Source organism: Streptomyces kunmingensis (assembly GCF_039533535.1).
Classification (GTDB): domain Bacteria; phylum Actinomycetota; class Actinomycetes; order Streptomycetales; family Streptomycetaceae; genus Streptomyces; species Streptomyces kunmingensis.
Genome location: NZ_BAAATS010000013.1, coordinates 32,216 through 53,679, shown reverse-complemented (window position 1 = coordinate 53,679; position 21,464 = coordinate 32,216). Strand labels below are relative to the sequence as shown.

The following is a 21,464-nucleotide window of genomic DNA, read 5'->3' as shown; positions in this document are numbered from 1 at the left end:
CCCTCCGTCGTACAGGGAGCCGCCGAGATGACCGAGACGACGACGCCCGAGCACGCGCCGCTGCTGACCGACCTGCTGCGGCAGTGGGCCGGCGAACGCGCCCACCAGCGGGCCTTCACGTTCGTCGACTTTCCCGAACCGCACTCTCCCGGCCTGCACCGCACCCTGGGCTGGCGCGGTCTCGACGCGCGGGCCCGCGCGGTCGCCGGGCAGCTGGTGCGCACGGTACGGCCCGGCGACCGGGTCGTCCTGCTGCTGCCGCAGGGTCTGGACTATGTGGTGGCGTTCCTCGGCTGTCTGTACGCCGGGGTGATCGCGGTGCCGCTGTTCACGCCGGAACTGCCGGGCCACGAAGGGCGGTTGAGGGCGGTACTGGACGACTGCGAGCCGTCCTGCCTGCTGTCGGACACGGCGTCCCGGGCGTCGGTGGAGGCGTTCACGGGCGGCCTGCTGCCCGTACTCGCGGTGGACGTGCCGCCGCAGGAAGCGCCCGCCACGGAGCTGCCCCGGCCCGCGCCGGACGACGTGGCGTACCTCCAGTACACGTCGGGCTCCACCCGCAGCCCGTCCGGGGTGATGGTGACCCACGCGAACGTCGTCGCCAACGCGCGGCAGGCCGTCACCGCGTTCGACATCGCGCCCGGCCGGAACACGTCGGTGGGCTGGCTGCCCCTCTTCCACGACATGGGGCTCGTGCTGAGCATCGCCACACCGGTCTGCGCGGGGTACGCGTCCGTGCTGCTCGACCCCGTGGCGTTCCTGGAGCGGCCGGTGCGCTGGCTGCGGCTGCTCGGCGGTTACCCGGGGACGATCAGCGCGGCGCCGAACTTCGCCTACGACTACTGCGTCACGCGCGTCGGCGCGGACGAGGCGGCGGGGCTGCGTCTCGACCGGGTGGCGGCGCTGCTCAACGGCAGCGAGCCGGTGCGGCCCGGCACGCTGGAGCGGTTCCTGGACACCTTCGGCGGGTCCGGGCTCGCCCCGAAGGCGCTGTGTCCGGCCTACGGGCTCGCCGAGGCCACCGTGTTCGTGACGGCCGACCCGCGCGACCGGCCGCCGACGACCGTGGAGTGCGACGCCGCAGCCCTCGCGGCGGGCCGGATCGAGGAGCGCCCAGTCGCGGCGGCACGCCTCGCCGACTGCGGGCGCCCGGTCGGGCAGGAGGTACGGATCGCCGCCCCGGAGACAGGGACCGTGCTCGATGAGGGGCGGGTCGGCGAGATCCAGGTGCGCGGACCGAATGTCGGCGCCGGGTACTGGAAGCAGCCCGAGCGCACCGCCGAGACGTTCCGTGACGGATGGCTGCGCACCGGCGACCTGGGCGCGCTGCACGGCGGGCGGCTCCTGGTGGCCGGGCGGCTGAAGGATCTGATCGTCGTCGACGGCCGCAATCACTATCCGCAGGATGTCGAGGAGACCGTGCAGTCGGTGGTGGACGCGGTCCGCAGAGACCGCCTCGCCGCGTTCCTCGTACCGGGCGACGACGGGACGGAGGGCGAGGAGCTCGTGGTGGTGGCCGAGACACGGCGTGGCGCCGCGCCCGACGCGACGGCGGTGGGCGACGCCGTGAACGCCGCGCGTGCGGCGATCGCCACCGGGCACGGACTGCGCCTGGCCGTACTGCTCCTGGTACCGGCGGGAACGGTGCCGCGGACGTCGAGCGGAAAGGTGGCGCGCGCGGCATGCCGGGAGCGGTTCCTGTCCGGCGCGCTGCACGCGGAGGCGCTGGGATGAGCGCCGCCCAGCACGTGCGTGAAGAGAGCGAAGGGACGGGGACGAGCACCGCGCAGGGCGTCCGTGAGGAAAGCGAAGGGACGGGGACGAGCGCCGCGCAGGGCGTCGGTGAGGAGAGCGAAGGCGTGGGGACGAGCGCCGCGCAGCGCGTCCGTGAGGTGCTCGTCGAGCGGCTCGGCGAGTGGTACGGGGTGCCGCGCGACGAGGTGACCGACGACCGGCCGCTCGCCGAACTGGGCCTCACCTCGCGGGACGCCGTCGCGCTGACGGCGCTCCTCGGCGAGGTCACGGGACGCAGGCTGCCCGCGACACTGCTGTGGGAGACACCGACCCCGGGCGCGCTCGTGGCGGCGCTCACCACGACCGGCGAGGATTCTTTGCCCGCGCCAATCAATTCCCTTACAGCGAAAGGGAGTTGCGCTGTCGCCGTGATCGGGATCGGCTGCCGCTTCCCCGGCGGGGCCGACTCCCCGGCCGCGTACTGGCAGCTGCTCACCGAAGGGCGCGACGCCGTCGGGAAGGTGCCGCAGGGACGCTGGGAACAGTTCGTGCCGCCCGGATCCGTGCTGCCCGCCGACCTCAGCCGGCACGGCGCCTTCCTGGACGGCCTCGCCGACTTCGACGCCGAGTTCTTCGGCATCGCCGCCGATGAGGCCGTCGCCCTCGACCCGCAGCAGCGGCTGCTCCTGGAGGTGGTGCGGGAGGCACTGGACCACGCCGCGCTGCCCGCGCCCTCCCTCGCGGGGACACGGACGGGCGTGTTCGTCGGCATCAGCGGCACCGAGTACGCCCATCTCACCGCCGCGCGCCCGGAAGCGGTGACCCCGTGGACCGCGCCCGGGGGAGCGCTGAGCATCGCCGCGGGCCGCCTCTCGTACACGTTCGACCTGCGCGGCCCGAGCCTCGCGGTGGACACGGCCTGCTCGTCGTCGCTGGTGGCCGTGGATCACGCGGTACGCAGCCTGGCGGACGGCACGTCCGACGTGGCCCTCGCCGCGGGCGTCAACGTGCTGCTCTCTCCCGCCGTGACGCTGGGTTTCCAGCGGGCGGGCGCGCTGGCCGCGGACGGGCGGTGCAAGGCGTTCGACGCGGCGGCCGACGGCATGGTGCGCGGCGAGGGCTGTGGCGTCGTCGTCCTCAAACGGCTCACGGACGCCGAGCGCGACGGCGACCGCGTACTCGCGGTCGTCACAGGTACGGCCGTGAACTCCGACGGCCGCTCGAACGGACTCACCGCGCCCAACGCGTCCGCGCAGCGCGCTCTCCTGTCTCAAGTGCACAATACGGGCGGACAGTTGCTGGACTATGTAGAGGCGCACGGTACCGGCACCCCGCTCGGCGACCCCGTGGAGGCGGGCGCGCTCGGCGCCGTGCTGGGCCGCGGCCGCGTCCCCGAACAACCCCTGCTGATCGGCTCGGCGAAGACGAACCTCGGTCACCTGGAAGCGGCCGCCGGGATCGCCGGACTCATCAAGACGGTCCTCGCGCTGCACCACGACGAGCTGCCGCCCCAACTCCACTTCACCGAGCCGAGCCCGCACGTCGACCTCGACGCCCTCGGCCTGCGCGTCGTCACCGACCCCGAGCCGTGGCCGCGCTATTCGGGAGCGGCGACGGCGGGCGTCTCGGCGTTCGGCTTCGGCGGCACGAACGCGCACGTAGCGCTCACCGAGTACCGGACGCCGGTCCCCACCCCTCCGGTCCTCACCCCTCCGGCCCCCACCCCTCCGGTCCCCACCCCTCCGGTCCCCACCCCTCCGGTCCCCACCCCTCCGGTCCCCACCCTTCCAACGGTCGGCACGACCCAGCCCTCGGTGATCCTGCTCGACGCGCCCACCGACGCCCGGCTCCGTGCCCAGGCGGGCACGCTGGCCCACTGGCTCGACTCGCCGGCGGGGCGCCGCGTACACCTGGCCGACCTGGCACGGACCTCGGCGGGCCGGACCGGTCGTGGCCGCCGACGCGCCGCAGTCGTCAGCCGCGACCTGACCTCCGCGACGACCGCCCTGCACCGCCTCGCCGCGGGCGCGCCGGACGCCCACCTGGTCACCGCCGACCGGGCCCCGCTCACCACCGGCGCGCCCGGACCCGTCTGGGTCTTCTCCGGATACGGGTCGCAGTGGCCCGGCATGGGACGCGAACTCCTCGCCACGGAACCGGTGTTCGCGGCCACCGTCGACCGGCTCGAACCCGTGCTGCGCGAACACGCCGGCATCTCGCTGCGCGCCGCCACCGAGCCCGGCGCCGACCTGTCCTCCCTCACCGTCGTCATGCCGGTCCTGTACGGCCTTCAGGTCGCGCTCGCCGAACTGTGTCGGTCCTACGGCGTGGAGCCCTCGGCGGTCATCGGGCATTCGCTGGGCGAGATCGCGGCGGCCGTCGCGACGGGCGCCCTGGACCCGTCGACCGGGGCACGCATCGTCGCGGTGCGCTCGCGTCTCCTGGCCACGCTGAGCGGCGGCATGATGGCCGTCGTCGACCTCCCGGCCGCTGAAATCACCGTGCTGGCGCGGCAGTTGCGGTCGCTGAACGTCGCGGTGCACGCCTCGCCCGCGCAGTGCGTGGTGACAGGCTCGACCGCCGACGTGGAGGCACTCGTCGCCCGGGTCACCGCCGACGGCGGCTTCGCGCGGGCCATGCCGGTGACCGCGGCGGGCCACTCGCCGGACGTCGAGCCACTGCTCGAGGAGTTCGCGTGGGAGCTCGGCGCGGTGCGGCACGCGCAGCCCGGGTGCCGGCGCTACTCGACGGTCCTCGACGACCCGCGGGCCGGCGATCCGTACGACACGGAGTACTGGCTGGCCAATGTGCGCCGCCCCGTCCGGTTCGAGCAGGCGGTGCGGGCGGCGGCCGAGGACGGACACCGCGTCTTCGTCGAAGTCGCCCCGCACGCGACACAGCTGCACCCGCTCACCCGGACGCTGGAGGAGGCCGGGGCGGACCGTCCGCTGATACTGCCGACGCTGCGGCGCGGCACCGACGACGCGCTGACGTTCCGCTCGTCGCTCGCCTCGCTCCTGGTGCACGGAGTGCGGATGCCCGCCGCGCGCGAGACGCTGCATCGCGGCGGCCGAATCGTGGACATTCCTTCGCCCCCGTGGCAGCACCGCCGCTTCTGGGTGGGCGAGACACCCGAGGCACCGCCCCTGGAGGCGGCGCCGGCCACGGTGGCCACCACGCCGCTTGACCGGTTGCGGGCCGTGGTGGCGGGCGTCATGGGCTTCGGCCCCGACCGGCTCGACCCGGACGTCCCGCTGACGGACCTCGGCCTCGACTCCCTCACCGCGGTCCGCATCCGGACAGCCGTGGAAGAGGAGTTCGGCGTCGCACTGGAGCCGGGCGTGCTGTTGCGGCAGGGGACGCTGCGGGGGGTGGCGCGGCTCGTCGACGGTGCGGGCGGTGCTGCTGGGTTGACTGGTGCAGGTGGTGCAGGTGGTGCAGGTGGTGCAAGCGGTTCAAGTGGTGCACGTGGTGCAGGCGGCGCGAGCGATATACCCGCGCCGGCCCGCCCCTCCCTCCCGCACCCCGCCCAGCCAAGCTCCGGCACGCCGGGAGTCCTGCGCTCGTTCCCCGGTGACGGCCCGCACACCCCGCTGTTCCTCGCGCACGCCGCCGGTGGCTCGTCCGACGTGTACGGGCGCCTGGCCGCTCAATTCGACGGCTCCAGGCCGGTGTTCGGCTTCGACCGGATCGAGCGGCCGGACAACGTGCCCGGCCGCGCCGCCGAGTTCGCCCACCGCATCCGCCGGCTGCGGCCCGAGGGGCCCTGGGTGCTGGGCGGCTGGTCGTACGGCGGGCTCGTCGCGCAGGAAGCGGCGCGGCTGCTGACCCCGCACGGGAAGGTCGCCGCGCTCGTCCTCATCGACTCGGTGCTCCCGCTGCCGGCCCCGCCCGCGGACAGCCCGGCCGCCGAGGCGCGGCGCCGCTTCACGGACTTCGCCACGTACATCCGGACCACGTACGGGGCCGAACTGCCGCTGCCCTACGAGGAACTGGGCGGAATGGACGACAGCGCCCAGATCGACCTCGTCGTCAAGCTCCTTGAGCAGGCCGTCGATCTGCCCACCGCGGTCCTGGCCCACCAGCGCACCTCCTACCTGGACCTGCGCAGCGGGGAACGCCACACACCCGGCCCCTACGACGGCCGGACCCTTCTCTACCGGGCCACGCGACCGGCGCCCCACACGGTCCGCGACCTCCGCTACGAGCGCACCGACGCGGCCCTCGGCTGGGACGCGCACTGCACCGACCTCACGGTGACCCCGCTCCCCGGCCACCACCTGGCCCTGCTCGACCCTCCGGTGGTGGACGTCCTGACCGACGAACTGACGCGCGCACTTGCCCCCAACTGAGCACTGCCGACCAGCCCCTGGAGCCCCCATGCCCGGACGCCGCCGCCACCGCAGATCTGCCGCCCGCACCCGCCTCGCCGCCTGCACCGCCACCGCCGCGCTCCTCGCCACCGGCGGCGCGCTCGGGACGGCCCCCGCACAGGGCGCCCCCGCCACGTCCCGCTCGGGGCAGGCCGTGGTCGCCGAGGACGGGGCTCAGATCATCGCCCGGAAATGGCTCGACGAGCGGACCGTCGATCTCACGGTACGGTCCCCGGCCGTGGGCGCCGACGTCCCGGTCCGCGTCCTGCTCCCCACCTCGTACGCCCAGGCGCCAGGCCGCGAACGCCCCGTGCTCTATCTCCTCCAGGGCGCCCACGACGACTACACGTCCTGGACCCGCGAGACGGACGTCGAGTCCTTCCTCGCCGGGCAGGACGTCATCACCGTCATGCCGTCGGCGGGCGCCACCGGCATCCCCACGGACTGGTGGAACTTCGGCCGCCGCACACCCGACTACGAGACGTTCCAGGTGGACGAGGTGATGGGGCTGCTGCGCGAGGAGTTCCACGCGGGGGAGCGGCGGGCCGTCGCCGGGGTGTCCACGGGCGGCTACGGCGCGCTCGCGTTCGCCGCGCGCAGGCCCGGCACCTTCGCCGCCGCGGCGTCGTATAGCGGAGTCCTCGACACGAGGGCGGTGGGCATGGTCACCGTCGTCAACGCGATCGTCGCGCGGGAGCTCCAACTGCCCGCCCTGCTGTGGGGCGACCCTCTCCTGCAGCGCGCGAACTGGACCGCGCACAATCCGTACGCCCTCGCCGAGCACCTCAAGGGCACCCGCCTGTACGTCTCGCAGGGCAGCGGCATTCCCAGTACCGACTTCGGCAACCTCCAAGGCGCGATCCTGGAGGGCACGTTGTACGGGCAGGCACGCAGGTTCACCGACCGCCTCGCCGCCCTCGGCGTGCCCGCGCAGACGCATCTCTACCAGGGCGGGTCGCACGCCTGGTCCTCCTGGCAGGGCGAGTTCAAGACATCCTGGCCGACGCTCGCCGCAGGACTCGGACTCCCCACGAACTGACCACCCCCAGCCCCCAAGTCCCGTCCCCGCAAGCACGTCCCCGAAGCTCCGTCCCCTCACGCTCGGAAGGAACGCCATGGAAGCCGATCCCCTCGCCGCTGCCGTGGTGGCCGACGCCCCCGCCACCGCTCTCGCCGAACTGCCCGTCCCCGCCACCTACTTGGCGGCGCATCTGCGCGCCGAGGACCAGGACACCTTCAGCGGCGTCGACGACAAGGACGTACGCAAGTCGATCCACGTCGGCCGGGTGCCGATGCCCGAGCTCGCCCCGGACGAGGTCCTCGTCGCGGTCCTCGCGAGCGGCATCAACCACAACACCGTGTGGTCGGCGATGTTCGAGCCGGTGCCGACCTTCTCCTTCCTGCGGAAGTTCGGCGGCGACGGCGGCTGGGCGGCGCGGCACGACGCCCCGCAGCACGTCATCGGCTCGGACGCGGCCGGCGTCGTCGTGCGGGCGGGCGCCGGCGTACGGCGCTGGCGGATCGGCGACCGGGTCGTGGTCTCGCCCGTGTACGTCGACGACGAGGACCCGGCGACGCACGCGGACGGCATGATGAGCCCGTCCCAGCTGGCCTGGGGGTTCGAGACGAACTTCGGCGGCCTCGCCCACTACTGCGTCGCCCGCGCCAGCCAACTCCTGCCCAAACCAGCCCACTTGACGTGGGAGGAGGCGGCGAGCAACCCCCTGTGCGCGGGCACCGCGTACCGGATGCTGGTCGGCGAGCGGGGCGCCCGTATGAAGCAGGGCGACGTCGTGCTGATCTGGGGAGCCGCGGGCGGCCTCGGCGCGTACGCGGCACAACTGGTGCGCAGCGGCGGTGGGATCGCGGTCGGTGTGGTCGGCAGCGAGGAGAAGGCGCGCGCGGCACGGGAGTTCGGGTGCCACGCCGTCATCGACCGGCGCGAGATCGGCCTGGACGGAGGGGTGCCCGAGGATCCGGCGGTCCCGGGGCGCCGGCTCGGCAAACTGATCAGGGCGGCCGTCGGCGCGGACCCGCACATCGTGTTCGAGCACGTGGGGCGGGCCACGTTCGGTGTGTCCGTGTACGTGGTGGGGCGCGGCGGCACCGTCGTGACCTGCGGCTCGACCACCGGCTACCAGCACGAGTTCGACAACCGCTACTTATGGATGCGGCTCAAGCGCGTCATCGGCAGCCACGGTGTCAACCTCGCCGAACTGTCCGCCATGCAGCGCCTGTTGGAGATCGGTCGGCTGCGTCCCGCGCTCTCGGTGACGTATCCGCTGGAGGAGACGGGAGAGGCCGCGCGCCTGGTCCAGCGGGGCCTGCACACGGGGAAGGTGGGCGTCCTCGCCCTCGCGCCGCAGACGGGTCTCGGCGTGTCCGACCCCGGCACCCGGCGGTCGCTCATGGGGTGAGGTCAGCCGGTGGCCGCCTCGCGGCAGGACCGGCCCGTGCGCAGGTTCTCGGCGGCACCGGTGATGACGGAGTCGAGCCGGCCGCGGGTGGCGGCCAGGTCGGCGATCTGACGGTCGACGCGGTCCCGTTCCACGGCGAGCCGGTCGAGGAGTTCCGGGGTGGCGTCGCCGTCGACGACGCACGGCAGCAGGTCGACGATGGTGCGGCTCGACAGGCCGGCGGTGTAGAGCCGCTGGATCAGCTCGACGCGGTCGACGGCGCTCTCCGGGAAGTGCCGCTGGCCGCTGGGGCTGCGTTCCGCGGACAGCAGGTGCTGCTCCTCGTAGTAGCGCAGCGCCCGGACGCTGACCCCGGACCGGGTGGCGAGCTCGCCGATACGCATCCCGCGCCTCCTTTGTGAGCCCGGCATGCGCCGCCGGGTCACACCCTCTGCCGCGACACCTTGCCTCTGACGTCGGCGTCAGGTTCTAGCGTACGGCGGGCGGGCCGCACCTCGGCCCACAGCCCCACTCCCCGCCAGAGAACAGAGCCTTCCCGTGCCCACACCTGTCATCACCCCGTCCGGCATCCCCCTCACCACCGCCACCCCCGTCGTCTCCGTGAAGCCGATCGTGCTGCCCGCTCCGGAACGCGGCACCGATCTGCACGTACGCGTGTCCGCGCCCGTGGCCGGAAACGAGCTGCCGATCGTCCTGCTCGCGCACGGCTTCGGTTCGTCGCTGGAGGGCTACGGTCCGCTGGCCGACTTCTGGGCCGCCCACGGCTTCGTGGTGATCCAGCCCACCCACCTCGACTCCAGGACCGTGGGCCTGCCTGCGGACGATTCCCGTACGCCCCGGATCTGGCGCTTCCGGGTCGAGGACATGGTGCGTGTCCTCGACGAACTCGACACGCTGGAGGCCGCCGTCCCCGGGCTCGCCGGCCGCCTCGACCGGAGCCGGATCGCCGCCGCCGGACACTCCTTCGGCGGCCAGACGGCGGGCAACCTGCTGGGCCTGCGCGTCCTGGACCCGGCGGGGGAGGGGGCGCCGGATCTGTCCGATCCGCGGGTCACGGCGGGTGTGCTGCTCGCCACGGCCGGCCGCGGCGGCGCCGACCTGACGCCGTTCGCGGCCGAGCACTTCCCCTTCATGAACCCGGACTTCGCGCACATGACCACCCCGGCCCTGGTCGTCATGGGGGACCGGGACGATCTGCCGCTGAGCGTGCGGGGGCCCGAGTGGACGGCCGACCCGTATGTCCTGAGCCCCGGTGAGAAGAGCCTGCTCACGCTGTTCGGGGCCGAGCACTCGCTCGGCGGCATCGCGGGGTACGAGGCCAAGGAGACCACCGACGAGAACCCCGCGCGGGTCGCCCTCGTCCAGCGGGTCACCTGGGCCTACCTCCGCCACGCACTCGGCATCGACAGCACCGCGTGGGCGGCGGCGCGCGCAGCCCTCGCAGGGGACGCCCACCCGCTGGGCCGGCTCGAATCCAAGTGACCGTCAGACGTCTCTCCACCGCTGTCGGCTCAATCGGTATCCGTGCCATCTGTGAATACCAGTCCTTTTTCGGCCCATTTAAATGTGACCTACATCATGTTACCGGAGGTATCTGAAACACGGTGTCGCAGGTAAGTTGCCGTAACACGCAGATGTGGAACCACGTGTCTGAGCAACTGCCGGCGCCCGGAGAGGCGGCGGCGACCCTCCGCCCCTGCCTCTCCTGGGGCCCCGCGAGCGAAGTGAGGACCCTCCGCGATGGAGCAACAGCACGTCGACGTCCTGGTCATCGGCGCCGGAATATCCGGTGTCAGTGCCGCGAGCCACGTCCTGCGTGACAACCCCGGCGCTTCACTCGTCGTGCTCGAACGCCGCGCCCGCGTCGGCGGCACCTGGGACCTCTTCCGCTACCCCGGTATCCGCTCCGACTCCGACATGCCCACCTTCGGATTCGGCTTCCGCCCGTGGCGCGACAAGCGCATCCTCGCCGAAGGGGCGAAGATCCGCCAGTACGTCGAGGACGCCGCGGCCGACCACGGCGTACTGGAGCGCATCCGCTTCGGCCGCAAGGCGATCAGCGCCGACTTCTCGCACGACACCGGCCGCTGGACCGTCGAGGTCGAGGACGAGAACACCGGCGGGCGCGAGTCGTACAGCGCGGGCTACCTCGTCGGCGCGACCGGCTACTACGACTACGACAACCCCTACCGCCCGCAGTTCCCCGGCGAGACCGACTTCCAGGGCACCCTGGTCCATCCGCAGCACTGGCCCGAGGACCTCGACCACACCGGCAAGCGCGTCGTCGTCATCGGCTCCGGCGCCACCGCCATCACCCTGCTGCCCGCGATGGCGGACACCGCCGCGCACATCACCATGCTCCAGCGCTCGCCCACCTACATCCTCGCGCTGCCCGAGGTCGACCCGCTCACCGCCGTCCTGCAGAAGCTGCGCGCCCCCGCCCGGTTCACGTACAAGGTCGTCCGCGCCCGCAACATCGCCCTGCAGCGCGGGAGTTACGCCTTCTGCCGCAAGTACCCCCGCCTCGCCCGCAAGGTGCTCCTCGGCCTGGTGCGGGCGCAGGCCGGCAAGAGCGTCGACATGCGCCACTTCAGCCCGAAGTACAAGCCCTGGGACCAGCGGCTGTGCGTCGTCCCCGGCGGCGACCTGTTCAAGGTGCTCAAGAGCGGCAAGGCCTCGATCGCCACCGACCACATCGACACCTTCACCGCCGACGGCATCCGCCTGAAGTCCGGCGAGGAGCTGAAGGCCGACATCGTCGTCACCGCCACGGGCCTGAGCGTCCGCCTCATGGGCGGCATGGCGCTGACCGTCGACGGCGAGCCGGTCGACGTCAAGGACCGGGTCCTGTACAAGGCCGTCCTGCTCGAGGGCGTCCCCAACATGTCCCTCGTCATCGGCTACACCAACGCGTCCTGGACCCTGAAGGCGGACCTGGCGGCCGCTTACACCGCCCGCCTGCTCGCCCACATGCGGCGCCACGGGCACGACATCGCGACGCCGGTGGCCTCCGGGGACGACCGCTCGGAGTTCTCCGTCATGGGCGAGGCGCTGACATCCGGCTACATCGCCCGGGCCAACGAGGTCATGCCGCGCCAGGGCACCCGCGACCCGTGGCGGCTGTGGAACAACTACTACCGCGACCGCGCCCTGCTCCAGGACGCCCCCCTCGACGACAGCCCCCTGCGCTTCGACAAGGCGGGCACGCCGCAGACCTCACCGACCCGCGCCGCCTGACCGTTCGGCCGTACAACAGGAACCGAGGACGAAGATGACCGCGAACCTGACCAGGAAGGTCTACGACGAGCGCCTGCGGACGCTGTCGGAGGGCTCCGTGAACGTCAACTTCAACGCCTTCATCGACATCAAGTGGGACGACCCCGAGTTCGCCGTGGACGACACCGACCCGCGGTGGGTGCTCACCAGCGCCGACGCCCTCGGCGCCCACCCCTGGTACCAGGAGCAGCCGCTCGAGGACCGGATCCGCATCGGGATCTGGCGCTGGGCGGTCATCGCCAAGGTGGGGATGCAGTTCGAGAACCTCCTCATGCGCGGGGCGCTGGACTACATCCACCACCTGGGCAACCAGGACGAGGAGTTCAGGTATCTCACCCACGAGATCACCGAGGAGACCCACCACACCCAGATGTTCCAGGAGCTGGTGAACCGCACCGGCGTGGACACCGCCGGCGGAAAACGCTGGTTCCGCCAGGTCAGCCGGGTCCTGCCGGTGTTCGGCTCCCTCTACCCCGAGGCGTTCTTCACCGGCATCCTGGCCGGCGAGGAGCCCATCGACCACCTGCAGAAGGGAGCCCTGCGCAGCGGGGAGCCGGTACACCCCCTGCCGCAGCGGATCATGCAGATCCACATCGCCGAAGAGGCCCGGCACATCTCCTTCGCCCACGAGTTCCTGCGCCTGCGCGTCCCGCACTTCGGCAAGACCCGGCGCGGCGCCCTGTCCGTCCTCTTCCCGCTGATCATGCGGATCCTGTGCGACGTCATCATGATCCCCGACCGCAAGTCCGCCGCGCAGGTCGGCATCCCGGCCTGGGTGGTCAAGGACGTCTTCTGGAAGTCCGAGGCCGGCCGGAAGATGCTCCACGACCTCTTCTCCGACGTACGGATGCTCGCCGAGGACATCGGCCTGATGAACAAGGTGTCCCGCCCGCTGTGGAAGGCGCTGCGCATCAGCGGCCGCCCGGCACGCTTCCGCGGCGAGCCCGCCCTGCACACCGACTGAGAGCCGCTCGCTCCCCCCTTGAACGTCCCCGAACGGAGACCAGCCCGCCGTGCCGTACGTCGTCACCCGATCCTGCTGCGCCGACGCCTCCTGCGTGCTGGCCTGTCCGGTCAACTGCATCCACCCCGCACCGGGGGAGCCCGGCTTCGGGACCGCAGAGATGCTGTACGTCGATCCGCGCACCTGCGTGGACTGCGGCGCCTGCACGACGGCCTGCCCCGTCGACGCGCTCAAGCCGCACACAGCGCTCGGCGCGGGGGAGTTGCCGTTCCTGGAGCTGAACGCCGGCTACTACAAGGAGAACCCGCACGCCGATCGCACGCCCATGTATGTCGTGCCGCCCCAACGAGCGCTCCCGACCGGCGAGTTGTCCGTAGCCGTCGTCGGCGCGGGCCCCGCCGGCCTGTTCGCCGCCGACGAGTTGCTGCGCCACCCGGGCGTGCGCGTCACCGTCCACGACCGGCTTCCGACACCGTACGGTCTCGCACGGGCCGGCGTCGCGCCGGACCACCAGGACACCAAGCAGGTCACCCAGCTGTTCAGGACCATCGAGTCCCAGCCCGGCTTCAGCTACCGCCTCGGCGTCGAGGTCGGCACCCACCTCACCCACACCGACCTCCTGCGCGAGTACCACGCGGTGATCTACGCCGTCGGCGCCGCGACCGACAAGCGCCTCGGCATCGAGGGCGAGGACCTGCGGGGCAGCGTCTCCGCGACGGACTTCGTCGCCTGGTACAACGGCCACCCCGACCGCGCGCACGACGACCACTCCCTGGACACCGAACGCGCGGTCGTCATCGGCAACGGCAACGTCGCCCTCGACGTAGCCCGCATTCTCACCGCCGACCCCGAGACCCTGGCCCGTACCGACATCTCCGACCGGGCGCTCGCCGCGCTGCGCACCAGCAAGGTCCGCGAGGTCGTCCTCCTGGGCCGGCGCGGACCCGCCCAGGCGGCGTTCACCGTGCCCGAACTCCTCGCGCTCTCCGCCTTGGAGGACGTGGACGTGCGCGTCGAGGGCTGGCCCGACGACCTGGAGCCCGACGCCACCGAGAAGACCCGGCTGCTGGCGCGGCTGGCCGCCCGCACACCGGTCGAGGGCCGGCGCCGTATCGTGCTGCGCTTCCTGACCAGCCCGGTGCGGCTCATCGGCGAAGGCTCCGTACGGGCTCTGGAGATCACCGACACCACGCTGCACACCGATGAGGACGGCACCGTCCGCGCCCTGCCGTGCGGTGATACGCAGACCCTGGAGACCGGCCTCGTCCTGCGCTCCGTCGGCTACCGTGCCCGGCCCGTCCCCGGGCTGCCGTTCGACGAGGACAGCGCGACCGTCCCCCACGAGCGCGGCCGGGTCGAGCCCGGCGTGTATGTCGCGGGCTGGATCAAGCGCGGGCCGACCGGCTTCATCGGGACGAACAAGACCTGCGCCCACGAGACGGTCGAGTCCCTCCTGGACGACTTCGCCGCCGGCCGCCTCACCCGGCCGGTACACGGTGTCACCACGGCGACGGACGCCCTGGACCTGGACGCCTGGCGCGCGATAGACCGCGCGGAACGGGCGGCGGGCGAGGCCGCGGGCCGTCCCCGCGTCAAGTTCACGGACACCGAGTCCCTGCACCGAGCCGCGCTGTCCACCCCGGCGGCACACGGCTGACCTCAGGATGCAGGCCCAGCACCGCTACAGATCCGCCACCCGCTGCTGCGGCGACAGCTCCACACCCAGGTCCCGCAGCGTCGCGTCCAGCACCGCCCAGACCGAACGGCACAGCATCGCGCGCAACTCCTCCTCGGACTGCTCACGCTGAGGGTCACGCACCCACTGGTTGACCGAGGTGTCCACGAACCCCACGATCCCGATCGCGACCGACCGGATCGGAGCCTGTGGCGTACCAAGTGCCTTGAGTACGTCACCGAACCGGTCGCTCAGCATGAGCGCGATAGCCGTCTTGGTGTCCGCCACCAGCGAGCCGTCACCCATCGAGTGCTCGCCGACGCCCATGTAGGCGTACAGGCGCGGGTGCTGGGACACCCAGTCCAGATGCGCGCCCACGACACGCTCTACGGCCTCCTCGATCGTGCCGTCGAAGGTGAGCGTGGGCTCCATCCGCCGCATGAACGACTCCACCACCCGCCGGCGGATCAACTCGTCCAGATTCGCGCGGTCCTTGAAGTGCCGGTACAGCACCGACCGCGGCAGACCCAGACGCTCCGCGAGCCGCTGCACCCGAAAGCGCGCGCCCTCTTCCTCGATGAGCGCGACCGCCGCGTCCACCAACTCGACCTGACGCTGCGCCTTGTGCTCGTCCCACCGGGTGGAGCGCCCGTCGATCTGCGGCTCGCCGCCGGTTCTGTCCGCCATTCCGCCAGGATATCGGCCACTCGAACGCGGACGGCGAGCGTCGTGCGTCAAGCGGCCGGATCCGGACGGGGCCGCCTGCCGGGGTCTGCGCGCCGGGGGCCGACGCTCAGCTCGACACCACATCGCAGAGGCCTGAGAAGTTCTCCCCGCCGCGGCCGGACAGGACCGCGGAGGGCAGCTTTTCGACGTACTCGCCGCACGTGGACGACGAGACCGCGGCCGACGCCAGATCGGAGAGGACGTCGTGGGGGCCGGCCGCTGTGGCGGGCGCTGCCAGGAGCAGCACGGAGAAGGTACCGGTCAGCGCCGCAGTCGTGGTGATTCGCTTCATACCGCACCAACGGCGCCGCGCACCCAAACGTCACTTCGTTAGGCCGCCTGTGTGCGACCCGAACTCATCCGTCGGCGACGACCCGTTTCAACTCGGCCGCCGATTCGTCGAGGAGCGCGCTCAGCTCCGCGGACGGCGCGTCGGGGGCGATCCACCGCGTGAAGGCCGTACGGAAGACGGCCGCCGCGGTTTCCGCGGCCAGCCGCGCCGGCAACTCGGCCACGCCCCGGCGGCCGAGCCCCCGCGCCAGGGCGTCGGTCAGTGAGGCCATCTTGGCGAGCTCACGCTCCTGGAGCTCCGGGGTGGCCGCGACGATGGCGTTGCGCTGCCGGGCCAGTTCGCGGCGGTCGCCGAGCGCACTCGGCAGCACCCCCAGGGCCGTCATGAGGGCCGCGAAGGGTTCCTGCTCCGCCGGAACTTCCTCCAGGGCGGCGACGAGTCCCGCCTCCAGCGGCTGGGAGGCGGGGAAGAGCACCTCCCGCTTGTCGGAGAAGTGCCGGAAGAACGTCCGCTCGGTGAGCTCGGCCCGCTGGGCGATGTCCTTGACCGTGGTCCGCTCGAATCGGTGGCGCCGGACGACGTGTTCCCCCACTTCGGATGGCTCGCGGCGATCCTCGCTCCGGACCAGCCCTCTTCCGCCGAACTGACCAGGAAGCTCATCGGCTGGGAGCCGACGCGTCCAGGACTGCTCGCGGACCTGGACGAAGGGCACTACTTCCGGCAGGGCGCCTGACCTTGCCGGCGCGCCCCCGCCCCGGGCCGGGGCGCGCCGTGTGCGGACCGGGGCCTCCCACCGGTCACAGGAAGTGCTGCACGGTCCGGGTGGCCGCCTCCGCGGCACGGAACGACAGAGGACGCTTCGCCCAGCGGCCGGGATCCACCGTCACGCTGTGCGCGACGTCGGCCTCGTAGTCCGCGTCGAGGGTGGCGGTGAACTCCGGGTCGAGGACGGCGAGCATCACTTCCTCGTCGTGGTCCAGGGAGCGCCGGTTGAGATTGGCCGAGCCGATGAGTGAGGCGGTGCCGTCCACGGTGACGATCTTGCAGTGGAGCATGGTCCGCTGGTACTCGCGCACGATCACTCCGCACTCAAGGAGTCGGTGATAGTGGTGACGCCCGGCGATCCGGCTGATCTGCTTGTCGGTGTAGGGGCCGGGCACCAGCAGTTCGACCTCGACGCCGCGACGGGCGGCGGCGCACAGCAGCTCGACGAAGTGGTCGTCGGGCGAGAAGTAGGCGGTGGCCAGGCGCAGTCGCTGCTCGGCGGACTCGATCGTCACCCGCAGCAGCGTCTGGATGTCCTGCCAGCCGATGCTGGCCGACCCGCGCACCACCTGCACGACGGCGTCGCCCTTCGGCTCGTGCTCGACGAACCGGTCCCGCTCGTCGAAGAGTTCGTCGTGGCACTCCGCCCAGTTCTGGGCGAAGGCGGCGCAGATCCCGTCGACGGCCGGGCCCTGCACCATGACGTGGGTGTCACGCCACTCGTGCGGGCCGCGGGCGTCGCCGCACCACTCCTCGGCGATGCCGACGCCGCCGGTGAAGGCCGTCACCTCGTCGACGACGAGGACCTTGCGGTGGCAGCGGTGGTTCTGCTTGAACGGGGACAGCAGCAGCGGCTTGCGGAACCAGGCGACGTCGACGCCGGCGTGCTCCATCAGGTCGAGCAGGTCCCGTTCGATGGTGCGGCTGCCGAACGCGTCGAGCAGCAGCCGTACGCGAACACCCGCGCGCGCACGCTCGGCGAGGGCCTGGGCGAACTCCCGGGCGATCTCGCCCTTCCAGTAGACGAACGTCATCATGTCGACGGTGTGCCGGGCTTCGCGGATCGCCTTCAGCATGGCGGGGAAGATCTCGTCGCCGTTGCGCAGCGGTATGAGCAGGTTTCCCTCGGTCGCGGCGACGCCGATGAGGCGCTCCATACGTCGTCGCAGGCGCTGGCACCCATCGGCACGCGATCTCTCGGACGTCGGCTCGGGGGCGGGGACCGCGGTGATGACGGACATGAGTTTCTCCAGGTCGGAGCGGATGCTGGCGCGCATCCGCTTGCCCCGTCACGTTTCGTTCACACCCTGGCGCCGTGCTCCGGCCGCGGCCCCGCCCGTCATACGTCGTTCAGCTTGGCCACTCTCGTGACGATGGCGTCGGCGACGCTCTCCCCGGGCCAGGGGAAGATGCGGGTGGCGGCGTGCTGGTGGGCGAGGCCGTGCAGGCAGACCCACAGGGTGACGGCGTCCAATTGCGGATCGGCGACCGAGGACTGCCCGGCGGCGACACAGTCGGAGAGGGCGTCGGCGAGGAGCTGCATGGCGCCCGCGCCGAGGGTGGTGAGTTCCTCCTCGGTCAGCGAGCTGTCGCCCAGCGTCGGCATCCACAGACCGCCGAACATGGTGCGGTAGCGCGCCGGGTGCTCCTGCGCGTAGCCGAGATAGGCGCGGCTCACGGCGTACAGCCGGTCGCGCGGATCGCTGCCCGCGGAGTCCGCCGCGGCGCGCAAGTGCGCTTCGAGAGCGGTGAATTCCTGTCGTACGACCGCCAGCATGATGGCCGGCTGGTCGGGGAAGTGCGGGTAGATCGACGGGGCGGCGATGCCGATCTTGCGGGCGACCGACCGCAGGGTGATCGCCCGCTCGTCGCCGCTCTCGTCCAGCAGCGCGGCGGCGGCGTCGACGATGTCCTCCCGCAGACGGCCGCCTTCGCCGCGCCGGTTGCGTACGCGCGCGGTTCGCTTCGGTGGGTCCTGACTCGTCACGTCGGTCTCGTTCATCTTCGTAACCTTACGCGCAAAAGTTTATCGGCGTAATCCCTTGCTCGCTCTCGCTTTACACGCGTAGCCTTACGGTCGTCAGGTCATCGGTGGCGGCCTTCGCCGCCAGCCGGCAGACCAGCTCTCGACGTCGCTAAGTCGCTAAGTCATCAAGTGGTCCGGTCGCCCGGTCGCCTCGGTCGCCCCGGTCGCTCGGTCGTTCGGGCCGTTCACGAAAGGGATCTGTTCGTGTCCAGCACCCGCTCCCGCCCTTCCTGGACGCCGAGCGACCGCGCTCGATGCGGGCGCTCCTTCCTTGGCCGGGGCCCGATCGCTCCGAAGTTTACAGCCGTAAGTTTATTTCCGTAGCCCCTTGCCGGGTTTGACTTAACGCCTATAGCCTTACGGGCGTAAACAAACGCCGATAACCCAAGGAGAACGCCATGAGCAGCCCCATCACGACCTCTGTCACCGCGACCGAGATCGTCCTGCCCGGCAAGGTCGAACCCGAGGGTCTCGATCTGCGCAGTCGCGAGCTGGCGGCCCCGGACAAGGGGCAGGTGGTCCTGCGGATGGACGCGACCGGGGTCTGCTTCGCAGAGCAGCAGATGCGCCGCGGCAAGTACTACGACCAGCCGCCGTTCCCCTTCGTGCCCGGCTACGACCTGGTCGGTACCGTCATCGCGGTCGGACCGGACACCGACAGCGCGCTGATCGGGCGCCGGTTCGCCGCGGTCACCAAGGTCGGCGCCTGGGCCAGCCATCTGCTCGTCGACGCCGCCGACCTGATGCCCGTACCCGACGAGGTCGACGCTGCCGCCGCCGAGACGGTCATCGTCAACGGCATCACCGCGTGGCAGATGCTGCACCGCACCGCGAAGGCCCGCGCCGGCCAGACCATCGTCGTGCTGGGCGCCAACGGCGGCGTGGGCTCCACCCTCGTCCAGTTGGCGGCGCACGCCGGAATCACCGTCATCGGCACCGCCTCGCCCCGCCACCACGACGCTCTTCGGAAACTGGGCGCCACCCCGGTCGACTACCGCGACGCGGACATGTACGCCCGCATCCGCGGACTCGCCCCGGACGGCGTGGACGCGGTCTTCGACCACGTCGGAGGCCCGGCCATCGAGGACTCCTGGCAGCTGCTGCGCCGCGGCGGCACCCTCGTCTCCTACGGCACCGCCGCCACCAAGGACGAGGAAGGCAACTCCCAGCTCCCCGTCCTCAAGCTCTTCGCCCGCCTCAACGCGTGGAACGCCCTGCCCAACGGAAAGAGCGCCGGCTTCTACAACTTCTGGGCAGGCAAGCGCCGTTGCCGGGCCGCCTGGCAGCGCCGGCTGACCGAGGACCTCACGCAGGTCCTGCGCCTGGTCGCCGACGGCACCCTGGTCCCGCAGATCGCCGCGAAGTTCGCCCTGACGGACACCGTCGCCGCCCTGCGACTCGCCGAATCCCGCACCGTCGCGGGCAAGGTCATCATCGTCCCCGAGATCTGACACCCGCCGTGCGGCCTCTCCTCCCTCCCCTTCTCCCGCCACGGCCCACTTTCATCCGGTTTCGCCGCGCACATCTCACCCGGAGGTATCCGCCATGTCCCTCACAGACACTGCCGCCGTTGTGCCATCGGATGCCGGCCCGGATACGGCGTGTACACCGAGCGAGGTCGACAGCCGTTCGACGTACGTCAGCTTCGGTCTCGCCTACGTGCTGGGGCACGGTTCCGCCGCCCTTTCCAAGGGCGACACACCTCTGCTCGACCTGCCCGGTTGGCTGCCCATGACCCTCCTCGGCGCGGGACTCGCCACCGGCACCGTGCTGGCCACCCGCGCCGCCCTGCGCGCCCAGAGCACGGCGACGGATCCGGACGAGATCCTCTCGGGCAAGCTCCTCGGCGCCGCCTGGATCACCGGTTTCGCCGCCCTCTTCCTCGCCATCACCGGCCTCGCCGCAGCCGTCGACACCCCCGACGTACAGACCCTGTTGTGGCCCACCGGCTCGGGACTCATCGTCGGCCTCATCTACGTCGCCGAGGGCGCCGCACGCCGTAACCCACTCCACTACGCCCTCGGCACCTGGCTCGCTCTGACCTCCACCGGAGCCCTTCTCCTCGGCGACCCCGCCTTCTACTGGGTCCTCACCCTCGCCGGCGGCGGCGCCTACGCCCTCGCGGCCCTCCTCGAACGCCGTCGCCTCGCACCCAACCCGAACGCCGTCAGCCTGCGAGCGCGGATGTGACCTCAGTGTGTGTGCCGTGGCTCGAGGAGTTCGGCGGTCGCCTCCCACAGGCGGTGCTCCCGGGTTCGGTCGCGGGCGACCGGGCGCACTTCGGTGACCTTGTCGACCACCACGAACGCGCCGTCGCGCAGCTGCGCCCACCGGTCGTCGAGGGCGATCGAGGCCAGCGCGGGGCCGGAGCGCTTCGGCGTGGAGACCCCGGGCAGGCGTGCCAGGGCGCGTCCGAACGCCTGGGCCGCCGCGGGTGTGTCCCGGCCCAGCGCGGTGCCGGGCATCCAGCCGGGCTCGAACACCGAGACGTTGATGCCGGGGCCGGCGTGCCGTTGCAGCTCGTGGGCGTAGTACAGGATCGCCAGTTTGGCGTTGGAGTACGCGACTCCGGAGGCGGTGAAACCGGGGGCCTCCTCACCGGTCGCGGGCCGCGCGAGATCGACGGGGTCGGCCCACTTCGCCTCGGGTACACCCAGGAGCCGCCGGTACAGGTTGGCGTAGTACGTGTTGGAGCCGAGCAGCACGATCCGGGCCGGCGCCGCCAGAGCGCCGAGCAGACCGGCGATGAGCTGGGCGTGGGCGAGGTAGTTCACGGCGAAGGTCAGCTCGTGACCGTCGGCGGAGGCGGCACGGGTGTCGGCCGACATGAGGCCCGCGTTGGCGACCAGTGCCCGCAGGGGGCGGACCGCGCCGGATTCGAGGGCCTCCCGCACGGCGGACGCCGCGGCCCGTACGTCGCTGAGCCGGGACAGATCGCAGCCGATCGTGCGGACCGTCGCTCCGTGTGCGCGGGCTTCGTCGGCGACCTCGGTCAGGGACGGTCCCGCGCGGCCCACCAGCAGCAGGTCGGGGCGGTCCGCGGCAGGGCGCCTTGCCATGGCGAGGGCGGCGGAGCGGCCCAGGCCACGGGTGGGGCCCGTGATCAGGACAGTTCCGGGAGTGTTCGTGTGTGGGGTCATGACATCGAGCCTCGGACGGTGCGCGACGGTCAACCAGCCGCCCCGATGTCATAGGACTGACGGGGCCAGGACAACG

18 protein-coding genes are annotated in these 21,464 nt (G+C 72.0%); 11 read left to right on the top strand and 7 right to left on the bottom strand.

The annotated features are described in order from the left end of the window. The first annotated feature begins 27 nt into the window (after positions 1 to 27). From ABD366_RS16895 to ccrA, 4 genes are all read left to right on the top strand, one after another. A complete protein-coding gene (locus ABD366_RS16895) occupies positions 28 to 1,734 on the top strand; it encodes a fatty acyl-AMP ligase (RefSeq protein ID WP_324766141.1) in 1,707 nt (568 codons plus the stop codon). Beyond that, the gene (locus ABD366_RS16890) at positions 1,731 to 6,086 is read left to right on the top strand and encodes a beta-ketoacyl synthase N-terminal-like domain-containing protein (RefSeq protein ID WP_344441993.1); all 4,356 of its coding nucleotides are present in this window, start codon (positions 1,731 to 1,733) and stop codon (positions 6,084 to 6,086) included. The genes ABD366_RS16895 and ABD366_RS16890 overlap by 4 nt, the downstream gene beginning before the upstream one ends. A gap of 28 nt (positions 6,087 to 6,114) precedes the next feature. Further along, the gene (locus ABD366_RS16885; protein ID WP_324766139.1) at positions 6,115 to 7,146 is read left to right on the top strand and encodes an alpha/beta hydrolase; all 1,032 of its coding nucleotides are present in this window, start codon (positions 6,115 to 6,117) and stop codon (positions 7,144 to 7,146) included. A gap of 76 nt (positions 7,147 to 7,222) precedes the next feature. Then, a complete protein-coding gene (gene ccrA / locus ABD366_RS16880) occupies positions 7,223 to 8,524 on the top strand; it encodes a crotonyl-CoA carboxylase/reductase (RefSeq protein WP_324766138.1) in 1,302 nt (433 codons plus the stop codon). 2 nt (positions 8,525 to 8,526) lie between these two features. Here ccrA and ABD366_RS16875 read toward each other — a convergent pair whose 3' ends face one another. Then, a complete protein-coding gene (locus ABD366_RS16875; protein WP_324766137.1) occupies positions 8,527 to 8,907 on the bottom strand; it encodes a MerR family transcriptional regulator in 381 nt (126 codons plus the stop codon). 154 nt (positions 8,908 to 9,061) lie between these two features. Here ABD366_RS16875 and ABD366_RS16870 point away from each other — a divergent pair, with 154 nt between their 5' ends. The 4 genes from ABD366_RS16870 (at position 9,062) to ABD366_RS16855 (ending at position 14,421) form a co-directional block, all read left to right on the top strand. Further along, positions 9,062 to 10,006 (top strand): alpha/beta hydrolase family protein, encoded by a 945-nt coding sequence (locus ABD366_RS16870; protein WP_324766136.1) that lies wholly within the window; start codon positions 9,062 to 9,064, stop codon positions 10,004 to 10,006. A 258-nt stretch (positions 10,007 to 10,264) separates the two neighbouring features. Then, on the top strand, positions 10,265 to 11,761 hold the full coding sequence (locus tag ABD366_RS16865; RefSeq protein ID WP_324766135.1) for a flavin-containing monooxygenase: 1,497 nt from the start codon (positions 10,265 to 10,267) through the stop codon (positions 11,759 to 11,761). 34 nt (positions 11,762 to 11,795) lie between these two features. Next, entirely contained in the window at positions 11,796 to 12,764 is a 969-nt protein-coding gene (locus ABD366_RS16860; RefSeq protein ID WP_324766134.1) for an AurF N-oxygenase family protein, read from the top strand. 49 nt (positions 12,765 to 12,813) lie between these two features. Next, a complete protein-coding gene (locus ABD366_RS16855; RefSeq protein WP_324766133.1) occupies positions 12,814 to 14,421 on the top strand; it encodes an FAD-dependent oxidoreductase in 1,608 nt (535 codons plus the stop codon). A 24-nt stretch (positions 14,422 to 14,445) separates the two neighbouring features. Here ABD366_RS16855 and ABD366_RS16850 read toward each other — a convergent pair whose 3' ends face one another. From ABD366_RS16850 to ABD366_RS16840, 3 genes are all read right to left on the bottom strand, one after another. Then, complete coding sequence (locus ABD366_RS16850; RefSeq protein WP_324766132.1) at positions 14,446 to 15,126, bottom strand: TetR/AcrR family transcriptional regulator; 681 nt, start codon at positions 15,124 to 15,126, stop codon at positions 14,446 to 14,448. Between the two features lie 106 nt (positions 15,127 to 15,232). After that, positions 15,233 to 15,457, bottom strand: a complete 225-nt coding sequence (locus ABD366_RS16845) for a hypothetical protein (protein ID WP_324766131.1) — start codon at positions 15,455 to 15,457, stop codon at positions 15,233 to 15,235. A gap of 64 nt (positions 15,458 to 15,521) precedes the next feature. Beyond that, entirely contained in the window at positions 15,522 to 16,049 is a 528-nt protein-coding gene (locus ABD366_RS16840; protein ID WP_324766130.1) for a TetR/AcrR family transcriptional regulator, read from the bottom strand. Here ABD366_RS16840 and ABD366_RS16835 point away from each other — a divergent pair. Then, positions 16,038 to 16,190 carry a hypothetical protein gene (locus ABD366_RS16835; RefSeq protein WP_324766129.1) on the top strand — a complete coding sequence of 51 codons (153 nt, stop codon included), beginning with the start codon at positions 16,038 to 16,040 and terminating at the stop codon, positions 16,188 to 16,190. The two genes, ABD366_RS16840 and ABD366_RS16835, sit on opposite strands and share 12 nt — an antisense overlap. 64 nt (positions 16,191 to 16,254) lie before the next feature. On the opposite strand, the gene ABD366_RS16830 is transcribed toward ABD366_RS16835, so the two are convergent. Together ABD366_RS16830 and ABD366_RS16825 are read right to left on the bottom strand one after the other, a co-directional pair. After that, positions 16,255 to 17,463 (bottom strand): phospholipase D-like domain-containing protein, encoded by a 1,209-nt coding sequence (locus ABD366_RS16830; protein WP_411293609.1) that lies wholly within the window; start codon positions 17,461 to 17,463, stop codon positions 16,255 to 16,257. A gap of 98 nt (positions 17,464 to 17,561) precedes the next feature. Further along, the gene (locus ABD366_RS16825) at positions 17,562 to 18,224 is read right to left on the bottom strand and encodes a TetR/AcrR family transcriptional regulator (RefSeq protein ID WP_324766128.1); all 663 of its coding nucleotides are present in this window, start codon (positions 18,222 to 18,224) and stop codon (positions 17,562 to 17,564) included. Positions 18,225 to 18,646: 422 nt separating this feature from the next. Here ABD366_RS16825 and ABD366_RS16820 point away from each other — a divergent pair, with 422 nt between their 5' ends. Both ABD366_RS16820 and ABD366_RS16815 read left to right on the top strand, forming a co-directional pair. After that, positions 18,647 to 19,699, top strand: coding sequence for a medium chain dehydrogenase/reductase family protein (locus tag ABD366_RS16820; RefSeq protein ID WP_324766127.1), 1,053 nt, complete (start codon positions 18,647 to 18,649; stop codon positions 19,697 to 19,699). A gap of 121 nt (positions 19,700 to 19,820) precedes the next feature. After that, positions 19,821 to 20,438: an ABC transporter permease gene (locus ABD366_RS16815; RefSeq protein ID WP_324766126.1), complete on the top strand. Its 618-nt coding sequence runs from the start codon at positions 19,821 to 19,823 to the stop codon at positions 20,436 to 20,438. A gap of 2 nt (positions 20,439 to 20,440) precedes the next feature. On the opposite strand, the gene ABD366_RS16810 is transcribed toward ABD366_RS16815, so the two are convergent. Next, positions 20,441 to 21,388 carry an SDR family NAD(P)-dependent oxidoreductase gene (locus ABD366_RS16810; protein ID WP_324766125.1) on the bottom strand — a complete coding sequence of 316 codons (948 nt, stop codon included), beginning with the start codon at positions 21,386 to 21,388 and terminating at the stop codon, positions 20,441 to 20,443. Positions 21,389 to 21,464 lie beyond the last annotated feature (76 nt).